Origin of the sequence: Acetobacterium sp. K1/6 (assembly GCF_034438075.1) — a bacterium.
In the GTDB taxonomy this organism is placed as follows: domain Bacteria; phylum Bacillota; class Clostridia; order Eubacteriales; family Eubacteriaceae; genus Acetobacterium; species Acetobacterium carbinolicum.
In genome coordinates, this window is sequence record NZ_JAXQGA010000006.1 from 39191 (window position 1) to 59213 (window position 20023).

The 20023-nt window shown below is 43.4% G+C and carries 22 protein-coding genes and 3 tRNA genes; 23 read left to right on the plus strand and 2 right to left on the minus strand.

Going from position 1 to position 20023, the window contains the following annotated elements; translation table 11 throughout:
• Complete coding sequence (locus tag U2P91_RS06820; protein ID WP_111887773.1) at nt 1-351, minus strand: BMC domain-containing protein; 351 nt, start codon at nt 349-351, stop codon at nt 1-3.
• A gap of 654 nt (nt 352-1005) precedes the next feature.
• Between U2P91_RS06820 and prmA the strand changes: the two genes are divergently transcribed.
• From prmA to U2P91_RS06895, 15 genes are all read left to right on the plus strand, one after another.
• Nucleotides 1006-1944 carry a 50S ribosomal protein L11 methyltransferase gene (gene prmA, locus U2P91_RS06825; protein ID WP_111887772.1) on the plus strand — a complete coding sequence of 313 codons (939 nt, stop codon included), beginning with the start codon at nt 1006-1008 and terminating at the stop codon, nt 1942-1944.
• A 1-nt stretch (nt 1945) separates the two neighbouring features.
• The gene (locus U2P91_RS06830) at nt 1946-2698 is read left to right on the plus strand and encodes a 16S rRNA (uracil(1498)-N(3))-methyltransferase (RefSeq protein WP_111887771.1); all 753 of its coding nucleotides are present in this window, start codon (nt 1946-1948) and stop codon (nt 2696-2698) included.
• 7 nt (nt 2699-2705) lie between these two features.
• Nucleotides 2706-4031: a tRNA (N(6)-L-threonylcarbamoyladenosine(37)-C(2))-methylthiotransferase MtaB gene (gene mtaB, locus U2P91_RS06835; RefSeq protein WP_322519290.1), complete on the plus strand. Its 1326-nt coding sequence runs from the start codon at nt 2706-2708 to the stop codon at nt 4029-4031.
• Nucleotides 4032-4043: 12 nt separating this feature from the next.
• Complete coding sequence (locus U2P91_RS06840; RefSeq protein WP_111887769.1) at nt 4044-4388, plus strand: histidine triad nucleotide-binding protein; 345 nt, start codon at nt 4044-4046, stop codon at nt 4386-4388.
• A gap of 106 nt (nt 4389-4494) precedes the next feature.
• Nucleotides 4495-4677, plus strand: a complete 183-nt coding sequence (rpsU, locus tag U2P91_RS06845) for a 30S ribosomal protein S21 (RefSeq protein ID WP_013379247.1) — start codon at nt 4495-4497, stop codon at nt 4675-4677.
• Between the two features lie 11 nt (nt 4678-4688).
• Nucleotides 4689-5132 (plus strand): GatB/YqeY domain-containing protein, encoded by a 444-nt coding sequence (locus U2P91_RS06850; RefSeq protein ID WP_111887768.1) that lies wholly within the window; start codon nt 4689-4691, stop codon nt 5130-5132.
• Nucleotides 5133-5528: 396 nt separating this feature from the next.
• Nucleotides 5529-7919 carry a cation-translocating P-type ATPase gene (locus tag U2P91_RS06855; protein ID WP_322519291.1) on the plus strand — a complete coding sequence of 797 codons (2391 nt, stop codon included), beginning with the start codon at nt 5529-5531 and terminating at the stop codon, nt 7917-7919.
• 187 nt (nt 7920-8106) lie between these two features.
• Nucleotides 8107-8183 (plus strand) — tRNA-Pro (locus U2P91_RS06860).
• A gap of 20 nt (nt 8184-8203) precedes the next feature.
• Nucleotides 8204-8280, plus strand: a tRNA-Ile gene (locus U2P91_RS06865).
• Between the two features lie 9 nt (nt 8281-8289).
• A tRNA-Phe gene (locus tag U2P91_RS06870) sits at nt 8290-8365 on the plus strand.
• A 256-nt stretch (nt 8366-8621) separates the two neighbouring features.
• Nucleotides 8622-9290, plus strand: a complete 669-nt coding sequence (locus tag U2P91_RS06875) for an L-fuculose-phosphate aldolase (RefSeq protein ID WP_322519292.1) — start codon at nt 8622-8624, stop codon at nt 9288-9290.
• A gap of 249 nt (nt 9291-9539) precedes the next feature.
• Nucleotides 9540-10865 carry an amidase domain-containing protein gene (locus U2P91_RS06880; RefSeq protein WP_322519293.1) on the plus strand — a complete coding sequence of 442 codons (1326 nt, stop codon included), beginning with the start codon at nt 9540-9542 and terminating at the stop codon, nt 10863-10865.
• Nucleotides 10866-11018: 153 nt separating this feature from the next.
• The gene (locus U2P91_RS06885) at nt 11019-12380 is read left to right on the plus strand and encodes a M23 family metallopeptidase (protein WP_242988634.1); all 1362 of its coding nucleotides are present in this window, start codon (nt 11019-11021) and stop codon (nt 12378-12380) included.
• Nucleotides 12381-12526: 146 nt separating this feature from the next.
• Nucleotides 12527-13087, plus strand: a complete 561-nt coding sequence (locus U2P91_RS06890) for a hypothetical protein (protein ID WP_111887765.1) — start codon at nt 12527-12529, stop codon at nt 13085-13087.
• 50 nt (nt 13088-13137) lie between these two features.
• Nucleotides 13138-13830 (plus strand): RecX family transcriptional regulator, encoded by a 693-nt coding sequence (locus tag U2P91_RS06895; RefSeq protein WP_162624470.1) that lies wholly within the window; start codon nt 13138-13140, stop codon nt 13828-13830.
• Nucleotides 13831-13838: 8 nt separating this feature from the next.
• Here the strand turns inward: U2P91_RS06895 and U2P91_RS06900 are convergent, their stop codons facing one another.
• Nucleotides 13839-14690: a pyridoxamine kinase gene (locus tag U2P91_RS06900; protein ID WP_111889707.1), complete on the minus strand. Its 852-nt coding sequence runs from the start codon at nt 14688-14690 to the stop codon at nt 13839-13841.
• Between the two features lie 103 nt (nt 14691-14793).
• Here U2P91_RS06900 and U2P91_RS06905 point away from each other — a divergent pair, with 103 nt between their 5' ends.
• The 8 genes from U2P91_RS06905 (at nt 14794) to U2P91_RS06940 (ending at nt 20020) form a co-directional block, all read left to right on the plus strand.
• Entirely contained in the window at nt 14794-16185 is a 1392-nt protein-coding gene (locus U2P91_RS06905) for a PLP-dependent aminotransferase family protein (protein ID WP_322519294.1), read from the plus strand.
• A gap of 107 nt (nt 16186-16292) precedes the next feature.
• Nucleotides 16293-16682, plus strand: a complete 390-nt coding sequence (locus tag U2P91_RS06910) for a competence type IV pilus major pilin ComGC (RefSeq protein ID WP_322519295.1) — start codon at nt 16293-16295, stop codon at nt 16680-16682.
• Nucleotides 16683-16712: 30 nt separating this feature from the next.
• On the plus strand, nt 16713-17183 hold the full coding sequence (locus U2P91_RS06915) for a prepilin-type N-terminal cleavage/methylation domain-containing protein (RefSeq protein ID WP_322519296.1): 471 nt from the start codon (nt 16713-16715) through the stop codon (nt 17181-17183).
• Entirely contained in the window at nt 17173-17589 is a 417-nt protein-coding gene (locus tag U2P91_RS06920) for a hypothetical protein (protein WP_322519297.1), read from the plus strand. The genes U2P91_RS06915 and U2P91_RS06920 overlap by 11 nt, the downstream gene beginning before the upstream one ends.
• Nucleotides 17570-18082, plus strand: coding sequence for a prepilin-type N-terminal cleavage/methylation domain-containing protein (locus U2P91_RS06925; RefSeq protein ID WP_322519298.1), 513 nt, complete (start codon nt 17570-17572; stop codon nt 18080-18082). Before U2P91_RS06920 ends, U2P91_RS06925 begins: the two co-directional genes overlap by 20 nt.
• On the plus strand, nt 18079-18495 hold the full coding sequence (locus U2P91_RS06930; RefSeq protein WP_322519299.1) for a hypothetical protein: 417 nt from the start codon (nt 18079-18081) through the stop codon (nt 18493-18495). Before U2P91_RS06925 ends, U2P91_RS06930 begins: the two co-directional genes overlap by 4 nt.
• Complete coding sequence (pilM, locus tag U2P91_RS06935) at nt 18492-19463, plus strand: hypothetical protein (protein ID WP_322519300.1); 972 nt, start codon at nt 18492-18494, stop codon at nt 19461-19463. Before U2P91_RS06930 ends, pilM begins: the two co-directional genes overlap by 4 nt.
• Nucleotides 19460-20020 carry a PilN domain-containing protein gene (locus U2P91_RS06940; RefSeq protein ID WP_111887758.1) on the plus strand — a complete coding sequence of 187 codons (561 nt, stop codon included), beginning with the start codon at nt 19460-19462 and terminating at the stop codon, nt 20018-20020. Before pilM ends, U2P91_RS06940 begins: the two co-directional genes overlap by 4 nt.
• The last annotated feature ends 3 nt before the right edge of the window (nt 20021-20023 follow it).

Sequence of the window (20023 nt, forward strand, 5' to 3'; positions counted from 1 at the left end):
TCAGGAGTAGGTGATTTTAGGAATGTCGAATCCTAAAATATGGTTAAGAGTATTGAGGATTTCAGAAACGGCAGCTTTGACATCACTAACCCGACCGGTGATTACAAGTGAACCACTGAAACGGTCCAGAAAACCGATTTCGACTGGGGCGGCTTTCGTTGCGGCGTCAGCGGCGATAATGGCGGCTTCGCTGGGGGTAATGGTTAAGATACCGATGGCATCGGCGGCTTCATCGTCCAGACCCAGTTTAATATAGATATCTGTTTTAGGCTTGGCAATAATATGTGCCAGGGTTACCTGTTTACCAGGAACGTATTCTTGTATGGAACGATTCTTCTTTTCAGTTTCCATCGTGTCACCTTTTCTTCGTGTATTTTGGTTGTTTGGATTTAATTTTTTCTAATACTGCCGTACCGACCAATTGTTAATCTGTTGTTCGCCGCGCCATGCGAAATCCGCTTTGCTCCTTTCGCATTGGTCGCGGGCAGTCGCCAACTACAAGCAAGCTTGTGATTGGCTCGTTGCCTGCGCGCAGAATCGGACAGGCGATGCCTTGTCCGCTCCGATGCGTACAACATGATGTAACAATTGTCGGTACTGGTTCATTACTTGCTTTAAAGTTTGTATTTATTTAACTGTGATCATTATAGCACTAAACTGGAACCCGTTACATCCATTAACGATATTTTACAGAAAGCCGGCAAAAAATTTCAGTGGTACAAAAGTTAAATTTAGATATTTGTAATAGATCAGTTCGTAGGGGCGGGTAGTACCCGCCCGCAAGCGTGGATCTTATGTCAAACCTATTATAAAATCAACAGCGCTCGGGCGATTAAGAATCGCCCCTACGGATCATTAAATATAATCGCCCACACGAACTGAAAATTGCCAAAGAAGTGAAAAAAAACATATTTCTTTTATAAGCAAGATGGGTTATAATGATCAATTGTTAAGCATGCGGTAAAGTGGTATAATACCACAACGATTAAACCAGGAGGTAAGGGAATGCTTTGGAAAGAAGTTCAAATCACAACAACATTGGAAGCTGAGGAAGCGGTGGTCAATGCTTTTTATGATGCCGGGGCAGATGGTGTGGCGATTCAGACCCTGCAGGATGTGCTATTAATACAACAAGATCCCAAAGTCAATTTTGTGGATGAAGCGCTTCTGGAAATTGATCCCAATGTTTCTATTGTCCGGGGCTATTTCAGCGAGGTGGAAGACACTGAAGAAGCGGTGCATAAACTAATTGCGTCAGTGAAGATGCTGCCATCCTTCGGTCTGGACCCCGGTGCCTGTGAGATGATGATCACAGAAGTGGAAGAAGAAGACTGGGCTAATTCCTGGAAAAAGTTTTACAAACCCACTAAGATGGGCAAAAGCATTGTCGTCAAACCAACCTGGGAAGACTATGTCCCGGATAAGGATGAAATTGTCATTAACATCGATCCCGGCATGGCTTTTGGAACCGGTACTCATGAAACCACCCAGCTCTGTGCCATTAAATTGGAAGAGTACATCAAGCCCGGAGATGTGGTGCTGGATATTGGCTGTGGAACTGGGGTACTCTCGCTGATTGCAGGTAAACTGAAAGCGAAAAAAGTGGTGGCGGTGGATTTTGATACCCTGGCGGTTAAAATTGCCCGGGAAAATGCGGAGCTCAATGATTTAGGCAGTATGGTTGAAATTCGCGAAGGTAACCTGCTCGATGTGATTGACGAGAAGGCCGATGTGATTGTGGCCAATATTCTGGCAGCGGCGATTGTGGAGTTGTCGGGAATTATCAAACCCTACCTTAAAGAAAAGGGTATTTTTATTTCTTCGGGAATCATCATCGATCGGCTGGGGGATGTGCTAAGAGCTCTGGAAGCGGAAAACTTCAAGCTTGTTTTTGTTCAGCAGATGGGTGAATGGGTTGGAGTGGTCGCCCAGAAGAGGGACTAAGATGCACCGATTTTTTGTAAAACCCGAGCAGCGTTTCGAATCAACAATCACTATTTCGGGAGAGGATTTTAAACATATCGCCAAAGTCCTGCGGTTGGGGAAGGGTGACGTTATTGAAGTTTGTGATGGCCAGGGCACCGACTATCTGGTTACTTTAAACACGCCCGGCGAGCAGACTATTTCCGGCAGCATTGCCAGACACTACCCATCTCAGGGAGAAACGCCCGAGATGAGTGTCACCTTGTTTCAAGGACTACCCAAAGGCGCAAAAATGGAAGTGATCATTCAGAAAGCCGTGGAGCTGGGGGTTTATCAGATTATTCCCTTTTCTTCATGCCGGGCAGTTTCTCAAATTAAAGATAAGCAGGATAAAAAGCTCGAGCGCTGGCAGCGAATTGCCTATGAGGCCGCAAAGCAGTCCAAGCGGGGGATTATCCCCAGGATTTTGTGGCCGCTAACCTTTAAAGAAGTATTAAGCGAAGTTGCCCGGTATGACTTAATGATCTTAGCCTATGAAGACGAAAACCGGCAGACTTTGAAGGGCGCCCTGGAAGCGGTCCGAAAAATAAGCAAAACCGACAAACCGCTAAGCATCGGTGTGATCGTTGGTCCCGAAGGGGGCTTTGATCCTCAGGAGGCAGCAGCCTGTCAAGCCGCTGGAGTGATTAGCGTAACCCTGGGCAAGCGGATCTTAAGAACCGAAACTGCTGGTATGGTGGTGCTCAGCCAATTGAATTTCTGGAAGGAAGAATAAGTTAAGGATGAATAATAAAAAAAAAGTTGGGTTTATGACCCTGGGCTGCAAGGTCAATACCTACGACAGCGAAGCCTTGATGGAAATCTTTGAGGCAGACGGTTATACCATTGTCGATTTCGCTGAGCTTGCCGATGTTTATGTGATCAATACCTGCACCGTGACCCACCTGGGCGACCAAAAATCCCGAAAAATGATGCGAAAAGCTAAGCGGATTAATCCCAATGCGATTATCTGTGCGGTCGGCTGTTATGTTCAGGTGGCCCCGGATGAGGTCGCAAAAATCGCGGAAGTGGATCTGATGATCGGTACTAAAAATCGCGCCGATATCCTTACCTATATTGAGGCCCACCGCAAGGATGCCAACCGGCGGGATTTTGTCTCAAATATTATGGATGAAAAAATTTTTGAGCCGCTGATGATTTCGGAGGTCAAGGGTAAGACCCGGGCCTTTATTAAAATTCAGGAGGGCTGCAATCAATTTTGTACCTATTGCATTGTCCCCTTTGCCAGAGGGCCAGTCAGGAGCCGCGATTCGCAACAGATTATTGATGAAGTCAACCGGGTGGTTTTAATCGGCTATCAGGAGGTCATTCTTTCGGGTATTCATATTGCCTCCTATGGAGTGGATCAAGCTGGAAGTGGTGCAGGTAAAGGGGATCTCATTGACCTGATTGAAGCCCTTGATCAAATTCCCAGACTTAAGCGGGTTCGACTGGGATCGATGGAACCCAAATTTATCACCCCGGAGCGGCTTAGGCGGTTGGCGGCCCTTGAAAGCTTTTGCCCGCATTTTCATCTGTCACTGCAAAGCGGCAGTGATACGGTGCTAAAACGCATGGGGCGCCGTTATACCACCGCTGAGTATTTAGAGATTGTCAGTCAGATCCGGGAAGTTTTCCCGTTAGCTGCCATCACCACGGATGTGATGGTCGGTTTCCCCGGCGAAACCGAGGATGAATTCAAAGAGACCCTGGACTTTGCCCGGGCCGTGAGTTTTTATCAAATCCATGTATTTAAATATTCCCGGCGCTCAGGAACTAAAGCGGCTGCCTTTATCGATCAGATTGATGAAACCATAAAAAATTCCCGCAGCCACACCCTTAGTGACCTGTCGAAAAAACTGGAGCTGGAATTTTTAAAGAAAAACGATGGCGTTCTGACAGAGGTTTTGTTTGAAGCAACCCATGACGCGACTGGTTATGAAGGTCATACCAAAAATTATGTTCCGGTTCGGCTCCAGACAGATGAAAAAATTAATGGCAGAATTCTAAAAGTTAGGGTATCATATAATAGTCAGTTTGCTGACAAATTAATCGGAGATTCGATATAACAGGAGGAAGATATGTCAAAGGACTGTATTTTTTGTAAGATTGTTAATAAGGAAATTCCGGCCGATGTAGTTTTTGAAGATGATCAAGTCATCGCATTTAATGATATTGCACCCCAAGCTCCGGTGCATGTGATAATTATTCCCAAAGAACATTTTGAATCGATTCTATCGGTACCAGCTGGAAACGATATTATCAGCCACATGCATACGGTGGCCAATCGGATTGCCCTTAAAACAGGGATTGCCAAAACAGGTTTTCGTCTGGTAAATAATTGCGGCAAGGATGGCAATCAAACGGTGCCCCATCTGCATTATCATTTATTGGGCGGTCGACCATTATTATGGCCTCCCGGTTGAAAAATAATTGACAGCGTAAGAAATAATGCGTATAATATAGTTTGACTCATACCATGTTGATTAACCGTACCGGAAATTAGCAACGGATTAGAGGGGGGGGTTGAAAATGTCTGAAGTAAAAATTAAAGAAAATGAAACACTCGAAAGTGCATTGCGACGTTTCAAAAGAAAAACTGCAATGGCTGGGGTTATGTCTGAAATTCGCAAAAGAGAGCATTATGAAAAGCCAAGCGTAAAGCGAAAAAGAAAATCAGAAGCAGCAAGAAAAAGAAAGATGAAAAAAAGATAGGATGTGACTAATTGGCATTAAAGGATCAATTACAGGCTGACTTAAAAACAGCAATGAAGGAAAAGAATAAGGTTAAGAAATCCACCATTACAATGATTCGGGCGGCTATTTTACAAGTCGAAAAGGATCAGAAAGTGGAACTGGAAGACGATCAGATTCTTGAAATTATTGCAAAACAGCTCAAACAACGTCGGGATGGCCTGGCCGAATTTGAGAAAGCTCAAAGAGACGATTTAATCCAGCAGGCTCGAGAAGAGATAACAATCATCGAGAGCTACCTTCCTACACAATTAACGGTTGATGAAATCAAAGTAATTGTGGCCGAAACGATAAAAGAAACCGGTGCAGTTGACGCAAAAGATATGGGAAAAATAATGAGTGCCCTGATGCCGAAGGTTAAAGGTCGCGCGGATGGAAAGCTTGTCAATCAAGTGGTCAGAGAAAGTCTGGCGTAGCAAAAAAATATTAATACTACACATATAAAGAGGTTTGTCCTGCGGCAGGCTTCTTTTTTTGTCTGGAAAATTTGAAGGGCTGGTGTGTGCTACCGTACCGACCAATTGTTAATCTGTTGTTCGCTGCGCCATGCGAAATCCGCTCCGCTCCTTTCGCATTGGTCGCGGGCAGTCGCCAACTACAAGCAAGCTTGTGAATGGCTCGTTGCCTGCGCGCAGAATCGGACAGGTTTATCAACCTGTCCGCTCCGATGCGTACAACATGATGTAACAATTGTCGGTACTATGTTATTTGTCTGATCTTATCGCAGGTATTCTAAGACTGTTACAGATACAAGGTATTTTAAGATTATGATGTTATAATCCAAACAGTGAATAAATTACTGGGAGGATTCAATGGAGAATAATATCAACCTTGAAATTGGACTGACTCAAGCCCAGGTTGAAGAAAGGATCGCGGACGGAAAAGTTAATGTCCAACCCCAATCCAAAACAAAAACCATCGGCAGAATAATTAAAGACAATAGCTTAACCTTATTTAACATGCTTAACATCATCCTGGCATTGATGATTATTTTTGTGGAATCGTTTCAGAACCTGCTATTTATTAATATTGTTATCATTAATACGTTTATTGGCATCATACAAGAAATAAAGGCAAAAAAAACCATTGATAAGCTCTCACTGATTTCCCAGCCTCATGTTAGTGTGTTACGGGATGGCAAGCTTGAGGAAATCGTCTTTGAAAAAATTGTGATGGATGATATTCTAATCCTGAAAGCGGGCAAACAGATTCCTTCGGATTCCCAGGTGGTAAAAGGGGAAATAGAAGTCAATGAGTCTCTACTGACTGGCGAGTCCGATTCGATTATGAAGTATGAAGGGGATGCTCTGCTTTCCGGCAGCTTTGTGGTGTCCGGGCAAGCGACGGTGCAGGTGACTCAGGTAGGTCTGGAAAACTATGCATCTAAATTGGTTGAAGCCGTTAAGGTCGCAAAAAAACCAAACTCGGAAATTATGAAAGCACTGGGCTTTATTATGAAAAGCATTGGCATTGTGATTGTTCCCCTCGGCCTGTTACTGCTTTATAAACAACTACTTGTCCAGAATTTGCCGCTACAGGTGAGTGTAACCGGGACGGTGGCGGCCCTGATTGGGATGATCCCGGCGGGATTGGTGCTCCTAACCAGTGTGGCTCTGGCGGTTGGGGTCGTTAGACTGGGGCGTCACCAGACTTTGGTGCAGGAACTCTATTGTATTGAGACGCTGGCTCGGGTGGATGTCCTTTGCTTAGATAAAACCGGTACCATCACGGAAGGGAACATGGAAGTCCTGTCAATGGAAACCATTTGTCATGACAAAAATCCCGTTCAGGCGATCAGGGCTTTAATTGCTAATCTAAAAGATGACAATGCCACCTATCGGGCGCTTAGCGAAAGCTGTCAAGGGGAGGCCCCAAAATGGCTTTGCGAGCGGGTCATTCCATTTTCGTCGGAACGGAAGTGGAGCGGCGCTTTTTTTGCGGAACAGGGTACTTTTGTGATCGGCGCGCCGGAGTTTGTTTTAAAAGAGCGTTACGATGAAATTAAGGAAAAGGTTGAGCACTATGCCAGCGAAGGTAACCGGGTTTTAATGCTGGGGTATGCTAAAGAACCCTTTAAAGAAGATGGCAGCCTGCCAGAAAATATCAAAACCATCGCTCTGCTGCCGATGGGGGATAAAATTCGTCATGAAGCCAAGAAAACGTTGGAGTTTTTTAGAAACCAGGGCGTTGATATCAAGGTAATCTCTGGCGATAACCCGATCACCGTATCTCAGGTGGCACATCGGGCGGGACTGCTGGATTGGGATAATTTTGTCGATGCGTCGACGCTCACAGAAGATGAAGATGTTCACAAGGCTGCCCAGATCTATTCGGTTTTTGGCCGGGTAAGCCCAGGACAAAAACGACTTTTGATTGAAGCCCTTAAAAATCAGGGCCATACCGTAGCGATGACCGGGGATGGGGTCAATGATGTTTTGGCCTTACGAGAAGCGGATTGCAGCATTGCTATGGCCGAAGGGAGTGATGCGGTGCGCCAAGTATCCCAACTGGTCTTGTTGGATTCCAACTTTGCTAGCTTTACCCGGGTTTTGATGGAAGGGCGTCGGGTCATTAACAACATTACCCGTGCGGCATCGCTGTTTTTAGTGAAGACGATGTTTTCCCTGATGCTGGCCGTTATTGTGATCATTGCCAATGAGGCCTATCCCTTTGTGCCGATTCAACTGACCTTAATCAGTGCGTTGACTATTGGTGCGCCTTCTGTTTTTCTGGCTTTGGAGCCGAATAAAAACCGGATCACCGGAAATTTTTTAGAAAAGGTTTTAAAAAAATCGTTGCCGGGTGCTTTGACGGTGGTGTTTAATGTTGTCTTAATTATGATTGTTGGTTCCTATCTGGCATTGGATCACCAGCAGATTTCGACGCTGGCAGTGATTTCCACTGGTTTAATTGGACTGGTTATTCTTTTTCGGGTCAGTCAACCTCTGGATAATAAGCGGTGGGCGTTATTTTTTACGATGACCGTTTCATTCCTATGCTGTGTCTTGTTTTTGGAAGACTTCTTTTTCCTGGTGCCGATTCAGGATTTCCTGCCAGCGATGTTGATTGTTTTGGGAATTACGATCCTTGATATCTATCCCTTATTGCGGATTTTTAGCTGGATCGTTGATCAGATTGAAAGGCTTCTCAATCGCCACCAAAAAGAAAAAAGGATGGCTAAAGCGACCGTATTAGAAAAATAGTAAAGCTAAAGCTTTTTTCGCAAAAGGATCAGAAATCTGATTCTTTTGTGAAAAAAAGACTTGCATTCATGTATTTGATCGTGCTATAATAAGCAAGTCGTCAAAGATAAGCTTTATCTGAAAGAACAAAGATAAAATAAAGATTGACAACAGATTGATAAACATCTATAATAGTCAAGTATTGTATCGAGGTGTAGCGCAGTTTGGTAGCGCACATGGTTTGGGACCATGGGGCCGGAGGTTCGAATCCTCTCACCTCGACCATTTTTTTTAAAATTACTTGGGGGCCTTTAGCTCAGTTGGTTAGAGCAACCGGCTCATAACCGGTAGGTCCGGGGTTCGAGCCCCTGAAGGCCCACCATATTTTTTTGCCCAGATAGCTCAGTCGGTAGAGCAGGGGACTGAAAATCCCCGTGTCGGTGGTTCGATTCCGCCTCTGGGCACCACCACTTAAAGAATAACAGCGAAAGCTGTTTTTTTTTGGTTAGAAATAGGTAAACATAAATAAACCTTAATCGCTATTGAGAAAAACGAAGAAATATTATAAAGTATAGAAATGACATCAGTAATATAAAAATACTTTTGTATCCTGAAATAACCTCAGAAACAGTCGGATGTGAAACGTTTTTTAAATGGAGAGCGGCTATTATACGAGTATCGATCGTAGACTTAAGTATTGTTATTAAAATTCAGGAGGATAAAATGATCTTACAAAAAGAACGAGAAGATGTGGTGCGTTATTGTCAAAAGCTGATTGAAGCAGGGTTAACGAAGGGAACCGGTGGCAATATCAGCATTTATAATCGGGAACAAAGGCTGATGGCAATCAGTCCTAGTGGCATTGATTACTTTGAAACAGAGCCGGAGGATGTTGTGGTTATCGATATCGATGGAAAGCATGTGGACGGAAAAAGAAAACCATCAAGCGAGCATGAGCTGCACCGCATTTTCTATGTGAAACGTGATGACATCGATGCAGTTGTTCATACGCACTCCGTTTATTCAACAGTACTGGCCACGCTTGAAGAGGGCTTGCCTGCCTCAAGCTACCTGATTGCGTTAGCGGGGTTGGATGTACGCTGTGCCGACTATGCGACCTTTGGTACTATGGAATTGGCGCAACTTACCTTTAAGGCCATGGTCGATCGTTATGCAGTATTGATGGCTAATCATGGTCTACTGGCTGGTGGCAAAGATATTCTAAATGCCTTTAATATTGCCGAAGAGATTGAACACTGTGCGGAAGTTTATGTCAAGGCCCGATCAATCGGAACGCCGGTGATTCTCAGTGAAGAAGAAATGACAAAAATGATTAGCATCTTCAATAAATCTTACGGACAAAAAATGACAAAAGCTGACTTAGACAAATAAAAAAAAGCTGCGAGTAACTCTTACTCGCAGCTTTTTTTACTGTCCCTGGCGACTAGCGCCGGGAAATCAAAAGGAAGTCGGCGGTAAACTTGCAATCTGACAAACAACAATCGCTAACACAAATGAGTAGAAAGAGGGGAATGTTTGAGAAAAATCTAACCCGTGAGAAAGTTAATTTTCATTATCCGTTCACATAAAAAGCACATTGTAGATATATAATTGTTACAAATGGTGAAGAGGTGCGAAAAAATGAAAATAGTAATGAAAAGATCAAAGAAATCCATAAAGCGCAAACGGAGGCGGACGATGATTGGCCTGGTGCTGATGTCCCTCATGGCAATGGGCGTTGTTTGCGTGGGTGTCATGGCAAATTCATACTCGATCACCACCAGCACAGAAAGCATCTTTGAAGCGAAAAACAAGAGTAGTGATGCTAAAAAAGTAGGCGGCGATATAATAATTCGCGATAGCGATGAAACACTCGATGACGTTATGCTTGAGTCGATTCGCGACTATTTTAAAACTTATTTTAAGGCCCTGGCCAATCTGGAATCAGAAGATATCACCGCGATGTTTGTGGATTCGTTTAGCGAAAACGCCTGGATCAATCAAGCGTCTATGGATTATCTGATTCAATTAAGACAAAGCCAGAGTAATGATCTTAAGATGACGGATTATCAATGTGGGCTGACCGTCACCAGTATCAGTGAAGGATATGGTGAGATTGAAGTGGTTTTAGTAGAAGATCACCATATCAATTTCGCTTTTATTTCCAATGTTGATTCCTATAGTTCCGGGATTGCCCATACCTTTTATCTGAGCGAAACTAAAGATGGTTACGCGATCTCAGAGCATTACAAAGAAGAAGACAGTTTTTTGATGTTGGAAGAAGCCATCGCAGACAGCGATGAAAATCCTCAGGATGTGGCAGATCAACTTCTCGGTGAAGCCTTAGCTGTTATTGAAGAATTATCCCGGGAAAAAGACGACTTTAATATGGAAAACGGCGATAGTTGGACCAACTCCACCGATCACAGCTATGATGCTGAGGCAGCAGTGGATTATGCCATGACCTGGGTTGATCCCATTGAAGTCTTGCGTAACGAGGACTATGGCGTTTATGACAATTATGGTGGCAATTGCAATAACTACATCTCCCAAGCGCTTTTTGCCGGCGGCATCCCCATGGATAGTGACGGCTACAATAATACCCAATGGAAGTGGTATGGTGAAGAAGTGGATGATGAGGATGGCTCAGACTGGGGGCGAAGTCCGGCCTGGACGGGGGTAGCGGAGTTTTACACCTATGCCAGTGAAAATGAAGGGTATGGACTGGCAGCACTGGTGGATGAGAATGTTTTTTCCGGTTCGATGGGTGACGTCTTACAATATGGACATAACGGTGACTGGCTTCATTCGGTTATTATTAGCGATGTAATAAACGATGATGACGGCAACATGGCAGACTATCTCATTAATTCAAACACCACGGATCGCATAAACTATCCGGCCAGTGCCTATGGCTATTCGGAATTACGACTGATTAAAGTTTTGGGTTGGAATGACGGCGATTAGTTGAAACAGATTTTAGTATCTGTATTTTTCTTCCTAATTTATGAATTAAATACGATATGTAGATGCGAGTTGGATTAAAAACGCAAATGACTTGTAAATTATAAAACCATATGGTATCATATTTGTAAATAAATTGTAACATGGAGGAGCGGTATGGATAAAACTCAGAATATCTTTGAAAAAGTTCGCGAAAGATTAAAAAAATACCGATTCAATTGGTCAACCCAAGAAGTTGAACAGGATGAATTCATAGAGATTGAGCATGTCAATCATTGCCAAACATTAAACAGTGACACAAAAAGACGATTTAAACTGCGGGGTTCTGCAGTTGTTGTTTGTACTTTTTTAGTATTGGTTGGAGCCGGAGTAGTTGATGCTCAAACCCGTGCCTATGAGGTAATTTACAAAGGTACAAGTATCGGCTGTGTTGACAGTTTGGATGTCCTGCAATTGGCTGTTAGCGATACGAACGATAGCAAAAGCGGCAGAAGAAACCGAGAAGGCAGCGATTACGAAATACGGATGGCTCGCTCCACCGATTTTTTAACAACTGAAGAAGTTGCTCAGGTTATTAAATCAATACGAGCTCAGGAGAAGACGGTTCAAGTTGCCCGGGCTGAAAGCGTGGCACCAACCGTTGAGGTTGCCCCCCCGGAGACACATTCAGATGAAACAAAACAGCTAGAAACCGTTAGTACAGAGGTATTAGTTGAAGAAGAACCGGTAGTTGAACCCGTTATGAGTACGGCTAATACCCCGGAAATCCAAACGGCAGCGGAGTCGGATCGTTCGGAAACACCAGTTGTTGAAGAAGAACCCGCGGTAGAGCTACCAGAAGTGGAGACCCCTCAAATTGAAACCGTCGTTGAGGGTATTCAGACAGAACAAAATCCGGCGGCAGTACCAGTTGAGGAAAACAAGGTGGTAGAAATTCCGTCGGTTGAACCAAAAGTTCCAGAACTACCGGCAGAAGTGGTGGTTGACAATCCGGTGGTTGAACCCCAAGTTCCAGAAACACCAGTAGAACCGGTGACTGAAGTACCGCCAGTAGAAGCCCCGGCAGAAGGACCACCAGTGGAAAGCCCGGCTGAAGAACCGGAAACGCCTCAGGTACAGTTTATTCTTCCCGCTAGCGGTCGCGTTGGTGAAATCCTCAGAAATTATGATGGTGGTTATTACAGTAACCATTATCGGGCGGCCGCAATTGATATCCTAAACAGTGAAGGAACAGCTATTTATGCAGCAGCATCAGGAACGGTTACCTTATCGAGTTGGTATGGCGGCTATGGAAAATGTGTCATCATTGACCATGGCAATGGCTATTCAACGCTGTACGGACACTTTAGTTCGGTGGATGTATCAGAAGGTGAAACCGTAGCCCAAGGTCAGCGCATTGGCGGTATGGGATCAACAGGGTCTTCTACAGCCAATCATGTGCATTTTGAAGTGCGGGAAAATAATGAGGCCCAGCCGATCAGTCATTATTTCAATGTCAGTTCCGGCGACTACATATAAGTCTGGCGGTACTGCATTATAAATATTCTCTATGTATTATAGACACCTAAAAAGGTGTCTTTTTTTTAAAAGATCTTGCGGAACTTGTATAAATATGGTATCATTATGTAACGAAAAAGTAACAAATAACAACAAGAGGTAAATGTATGGATGAAACTATAAAGAGTGAAAGAGAAAAACGACGAATCCAACGAAAGAGAAAAAGACAGACGCGTAGTATTGTCACTTTTATGATTTTGTTTATTATGGCAACTGTGGGGGTCGTCAGTGCTCAGACCCAGGGTTATGAGGTTTTTTACCGTGGCGAAAGTCTTGGTTATGTGCAGACCTCTGGAGTCTTTCAATCGGCGGTTGATCGGATTGAAAAGAACGTGATGGAATGTTATAATTACGATAATATCCACTTGGGCGATGGATTTGAACTGATCCCGAGCAGGATTGAAAATCCGATGGATTTTGATACCTGCATCCAGGTACTAAACAGTAAGAATATTCCTCTTTATGTGAGTGGAGCAGATATTTTCATGGATGGGCAAAAAATAGGGACCGTAACATCATTAGATAAAGCACAGGCTGTCATTGCAGCGTATCAAAGTGTTAACAACAAAAACCAAAGCGAGCTTGAATGTGTGGAAGTGATGGTGCCCTTGTCCGAAACCAAGGATTTTGCGGCCATGTTATCGGCCTTAAAAGGACGTACAAAATAAAAAATCGATCACCGGCTTTTGGCCGGTGTTTTTTTAAAAGGAGGTATCAGATGGCGGAAATAACGCGGGAAAAAGCGATGGATATGGCGGTAAAATATTTGTCTTTTAAGTCACGAACCAGTAGTGAAATGGTTAAGTATCTGAAAAAAAAGGACACTGATGAGCAAATTATTACCGAGGTGATGCAAAAGCTTAGTGAATACCGCTATATTGATGACCAGGTTTATTTAAAAAATTATGTCGAGAATAATCGGCATTTAAATTACTATGGCTCCCGTCGGATGATTCAGGACTTAAAAAAAAGAGGGATCAGTGATACCTTACTGCTGACCCTGGCAGATCTTCTTCCAAGCGAAGAGGAATATCGATGCGGTGAAATGGTGGCAAAAAAACAGCTGCGCGCATTAACGGGACAAACTTCGGTACAGAAGAAAAAGAAACTATATGATAAACTGGGAAGAATGGGTTACCCCACGGAAATGGTGTTAGAAATTATTAGAACTCTGGTTTTAGAAGAAGAACCCCAGGAATTAACCGAAGATGAGCTGGCAATTAAAGATCAGCAACTAAACGAAAAGCTTGACCGGGACTATCAAAAATATGCCCGCGCCCACCGTAAAAAGGGGGCAGCAGGCAAAGAGCTTAAGTTTAAAATTAAGAAGAGCCTGATAGGCCGGGGTTATCCTTATGAGCTGATCGACCAGAAGATCGCATCAGAACAGGAAGCGATAGAAGAAGACTAGGAGGCGGATTAGGATAAGCCCAACCGCTTAATCAAATAGGGGATAGCCCGTTCAAAACAGACCCCATAGCGTTTTTCCTGCCCCAGTTCCACGGTTTTTAGAATACATTCTCTCGTATAATCCACCGCAATTTGGGTGGATTCTTTTAGATTAAAATCGTTTAGCAGGCCAGCAAGTAGGGTGCTTCCAAAGATATCGCCGGTGCCATGGAAATAATCCGTCACCCGTTCATTAAAAGCATAGTCAAAGGTCCCCGACGCGGTGTCATAGGTGGCGGCGCCCAACTGGTGCGGATCAAAAGAAATGCCGGTAACCACTACTTTTTTAGAACCCAGCTGGGACAGTCGGACCAGTAAGGCCTCCACATAATTTTGATCATAATCCTCTCCCACATAAGGTTCATCCAGCAGGAAGGCTGCTTCGGTGAGGTTGGGTACGATAATATCAGCCTTGGCACAGAGTTTGGTCATGCCTTTGGCCATTTCGGGGGTATAAATAGAATAAAGTTCACCATGGTCGGCCATTACCGGATCGACCAGAATCAAGTTTTTTTCAGACTGAAAGCGATCAAAGAGATTGGCAATCAGATCGATCTGATCAAATGAGCCTAAAAAGCCGCTATAGAGCGCGTCAAATTCCAGATTAAGGGATTGCCAGTGATCAGCGATGGGACGGATATCTTCAGTTAAATCACGGTAGGTGAAATTCTCAAACCCACCGGTATGGGTTGACAGCACGGCGGTGGGCAGAACGCTGGTGTCAATTCCGGCAGCAGAAATAATGGGTAGCGCCACGGTTAGCGAACATCGGCCGACGCAGGAAATATCATGAATAGCGGCAACCCGCTTTTGTTTAGTAATCATTTGAAACTCCTTATTTGAAATGAGCTTATTATATGTTAAAATTGAACCTATAAAAAGCGTCAGTTAATCAAAAAATGATGGGTTCAGGTAAGGAGATATGATGATTACAATACCATTTAAGAATAAGGGTGCCTTTCTTTATGTCGAAATATACGAATATCTCAAGCGGGAAATAACCGATGGTAATTTAAAATTTGGCGAGAAGCTGCCTTCAAAACGTAGCCTGGCCAGCCATTTGTCAGTGAGTGTGAATACGGTGGATGCAGCCTATGGGCAGCTGGTGGCTGAAGGTTACCTTGAGTCCAGTCCCAAAAGAGGATATTTTGTCTGCCAGATTGATACCTATTTACTGAAACAAAATAATCACGTGTCGGAAAAAAAGATAAAAAAACCAGAAACCAGGTCCGTCAAAATTGATTTTTCGCCCAATGCCATCGATCAACGTATTTTTCCTTATGAAGCCTTTCGTAAGATTTTTAAGGTTACCTTTAATGAATATGACAGTTACCTTTTAAATAAACCAGACCTTCAAGGTGAGTTGGAGCTTAGAAAAGCCCTGGTAGAGTTACTGTATCGCTCCCGGGGAGTACGCTGCAACGAAGATCAGATCATTATCGGTTCCGGAACCAGCCATCTGCTGCAAATCTTAGGTCTGCTCTGGGGAAAGAACAAATCGGTGGTGTTGGAGAATCCGGTTTATCTTAAAGCTTATCATATTTTTGAAAAAATGGGGAACCCGGTGATTTCCATCGATATTGATGAAAAGGGGATTCAAATCGAACCGATGAAGAAATTTTCGGATGTGGCCGTTTATGTGACCCCCTCCCACCAGTTTCCGTTGGGGATGAGTATGCCCATTGATCGACGCATCCGCTTACTTAATTTTGCCAATCAGGATCAGGGGAATTATATTATTGAAGATGATTATGACAGTGAATTTCGCTACAATGAAAAGCCGCTGCCCTCACTTCAGAGTATTGATAATAATGGTAAGGTGATTTACATTGGAACCTTTTCTAAATCGATTGCACCATCATTTCGAATTAGCTATATGGTATTGCCAGAAGCCTTGTTGAAGGCCTATCTTGAAATAGCGGATGCCATTAGCTCGCCAGTTTCCAGTTTGGAGCAAAAAATGATTGGTGCTTTTATTTCTGACGGTGTTTTTGAAAAGCATGTCAATAAAATGCGAAAAGTCTATAAGGGTAAAAGGATCGTTCTGATGAATGCATTAAAGCAATGGGGTGATCGGGTCAAAATAACCGGTGAAAACGCCGGGCATCATCTGCTTGTACAGCTTGACAATGGTCTCACCGAAGAAGCTATGTATACCCGGGCCTTGGCTCAGGGCGTGCGAGTCTATCCGGTTTCACCCTATTTTATCCATGGTGCGGAAAATTATAAAAGCATGGTTTTGCTGGGGTATGGTTCGTTAACCGACAAACAGATTTATAACGGGATTGGCATCTTAAAAGAAGCCTGGGATTTATAATCGGCTGACGATGCTGTTGATTAGATTTTAGATGAGGCAAAATATTTACTCTTTTTTTTAATATCCCAGCGTGGTAATATCAAATAAAAAGAGATAGGGGATTGAAAGTGGGAAATAAATGCAAACCCGTCAGAATGCACAGGATCATCCGACAAAATCGTTTTAGCGGCTTTACGTTGATGGAAATAATTGTTGTGATTGCTGTTTTAGGTGCCCTGGCAGCGATGGCGATTCCACAATTTACCGGCGTTCTCGAAAACTCTCAGAAAAAAACGGATGAGGCCAATATTCGGATTATTGAAAGTGCCGTTTTGCTTTATCAGGCGGAAATTGGGGATATTCCAGCAGGGGTAGATACCTTTAATGAACTGGTGACGGAGCTTAATCGTGTTGGCTATTTAAAAAATTCGGAAGTAAAGGCGGTCACGAAGGGTGTCGTTTTCACCTATGATAGCGCTTTAAAAGAAATCAGTTTGACTGCCAGCCCCGGTGTATAGCGCCACTTTAATGAAAACGAGTGCAAAAAAATGAAACGTGCAAATCGTCCATGTCTACGGAAAAAAGAGGGTTATACCTTGCTGGAATTACTGGTGTCACTCTCAATTTTGGCTCTACTCACGGTTACTCTGCTTGGCACAGGATTTAACAGTCGTGATGCGTTTAGCAATAGCGCCTACGATGCCGAGTGTGAAAAAATCCTGTATGCCTTGCTCCAGTATCAAAATGAAGCCATCATGGATGGCTATCGGCGCCAAGTTCGGTTTTTAGATGATGGGATGCGGGTCGTCTGGACAAAAAACGGGGTCAGTCAGACAGAGCAGATTGCAGTAAAAACGCTGCGGTTCACAGGCTCCTATACGGGTGCCACAGCCTTAAATTTGTATGGACATGGAACCGTGTCCCAGGGAGGAACAATAAATTTGACAAGTTTAAGCGGTGATGTCAAAAGAATTGTGGTGCAGGTTGGCAACGGGAGGATTTATTTAGATGAATCGTAGGTTCAAAATCGGACCAATTATAAAGGCGTCTAAAGGTTATACAATAATGGAAGCGATTATCGCCATTGCTGTTTGTGGGGCGGCCCTGGTGATGATTTTGGGTCTGTATGGGATGGCGATAAAAACAGAGATGGTATCAAAGGCGATTTTTTCACGATCGGTGGAAATAAATAGCATTGTCGACGAAATTAATATCAATTTAAAAGAGTCTTCGACAACAAGTCTGAATGATCGGGTTAATTCTATTTTAATGAGCAGGTACCCGAATTATGAGTTAAAAAATGTCGTGCCGGATCATCAACCTAATTTATATACGCTTGAAATCGCACATACGAGTAAAAACAGTCGGGATAAGGTATTCTACATTAAAGTGTTCTGGAGGCAAGATGAGACGCCAGTTATTTAGAAAAGAAATGGGTCCCTCTGGCTTCTCTCTGATTGAGCTGTTAACGTCTTTAATGGTGATGTCTTTGTTACTGGGGTTGCTACTATCGGGCTTGATTTATGCAAATACGATTAATAAAAAAGCCGAAACCAATCAAAAATTATTTTATACACAGCGATACATTGAGTTGTATTTTCAAAAACAGATTTTAAGATCAGAAAAAATAGTTTTTAAAAACAACCGCGTCTATCTTCAGGATCTGGAAAGCCCGGAAAGTTATTACAACTATTATCGTTACAGTAGCGGGTTTTTGAGACGCTATAAGGTTTATAAAAATGGCTTAACTTCGATCGGTTCTGGGGGTAATAGTCAATTTCTAGATGGTATTTCGTCTTTTACGATGACCCTTGGCGCGAATCAGGAAATTGTTATAAAATACAGTTTAGTGGTTGATGGATCAATTTACGATCGCGAAACGACGATTTCCCATGGAAGAATGGTGGAGTTTGTATGAATAAGCTAAGCGAAGATGGATTTGTGCTGCCCCTGGTTTTGGTCGTGATGGCATTATTAACAGCGGGTGCGGGTTATGCTTTAACCCGGGGAATGGCGGAACTGGAAGCCAATCGCTTGAATCAGGATTATCAGTTATGTATCATGACGGCAAAAAATGCCATGGCGATTCTTCAGGCCGAGCTGGAGGAGGATGTCAATTATTCGGGTACTGGCGGGAAGAGTGCGGATGAGAATGGCGGTTATTATGAAATCCAGGTTTTTAAAACAGCAGAAAAATTGCGGTATGTGGAAATAAGTAGTGAATATAAGGCGTATCATATGAATTTCAGTGGTGAAATTGAGCTGGTAACGGATGCGGTGCCGTCAGGTCAGATTGTGAGATTTAACTGGAAAATGGTGGGGGCGGTGTGAAAAAGAGAAAAAAGTTCTGGGCGATTGATCTGGGTGAAGCGTTAACAAAAATAGTCGTTGGTGAGATTGGTGCGTCTGGTTGGGTCCAGATTGAAGGGTTTCGCATTGAAAAAACACCAGAACAGATTAGAAATATCGGCAATTCAGAAGAACAGTCGATGGTTAGGGGGTTTTTGCGTCATCTTTTAAAAGGCGCACGCCGTCATGATGACGTGATGTTGGTCATAAACCATAAAGAGATGCTAGTGGCTTCATTTACCTTTCCGATGATGACAATCAACGAGGTGGAAGAAGCAATCTATTGGCAATTGCAACTGCTTACATCAGAAAATCTGGAATTTTGGCGAATCGATTTTCAAGCGCGGGAGCGGACCCGGTGGTTTGAACATCTTGGTATTGATGAGACAAACTTGGATGTGCTGGGGGTTGCGGTAAAAAAAGATCTTTTGAGTCGGTATACAAAACTATTTGGTAAAACCGGCTGTCGTTTAGCGTCGATTGTTCCACAGTTTTATACCTTTGACAGTCTGATTGATCCCAACGGGGATCAGCCAACACTTATTATTGATATGGGAAAAAGTGAGACCCGTTTCTTTTATTATTACCGCGCCGCATTGGTTGAAAACCATCGGTTGGAGTTGGAAACGGGATGGGATGGAAAAACCTATTTGCGGGAAATTATTAAGGTAACGGAGCAAATTTTTGAATTTCCATTAGGGTATGAAAAAACCGGTATGAACGATATAAATGAAAATATTTATCTGATGGGAGGAGAGAGTCTTCATCGCGGCGTACTGGAGACGCTGTCAAAATGGCTAGATAAAAAAATCCGGCCTGTCGATGAGCTTTTGGATGAGAAAGAGGAACTGATTCTTCCCGGGAAAATGACCAAAGCCCAACGCTGCTTAATGACGCCCTGCGTGTGTGGATTAATCAAACAGGCGCAGTTGCGTGGTGGTTTGTTATGAAGTTAGAGATGAACTTATTACCAGTTGTTTCAGAAAGGAAAAAACAAAAGAAGCATACGCTAACAAAAGTGCAGATGATTTTTATCGGATTATTTATAGCAGTATTTATTATTTACGGAGCGTTGACTTGTTTGGATCTCCATTATCAGAAAGAGATTAAAAAGGTAGAGACACTGATTGAAAATAAATCTGATTATCAGGTGATTTATGCCAATCTTTCCCAGCAAAAAGAGCTGTTAAAACATCGCAGTCTCGTTTTGGAAGCCATCAACAAGGGAAAAGGACTACCGCTGCAAACGGTGGAGGAAATTCACAGGGTCCTACCGGCTGGGATAAAACTCTCCAATTATGAATTTCGGGATGGCCAACTGTCTGTCTCAGGTGAAGCAAAAAAGAAAGAAGAAATCCTGGAATTCAAAGAAAAACTTACGGGTCTGGAAATCTTTTTAGAAATTAACATGGTTAATACCAACACGAAAGAGGCGGTATCCACAATTAAGCCGGACGGGGAAGCCGGGTGGGAATTTACATTAAGTCTTCTAGTGGCGGAGGTTTAAGTG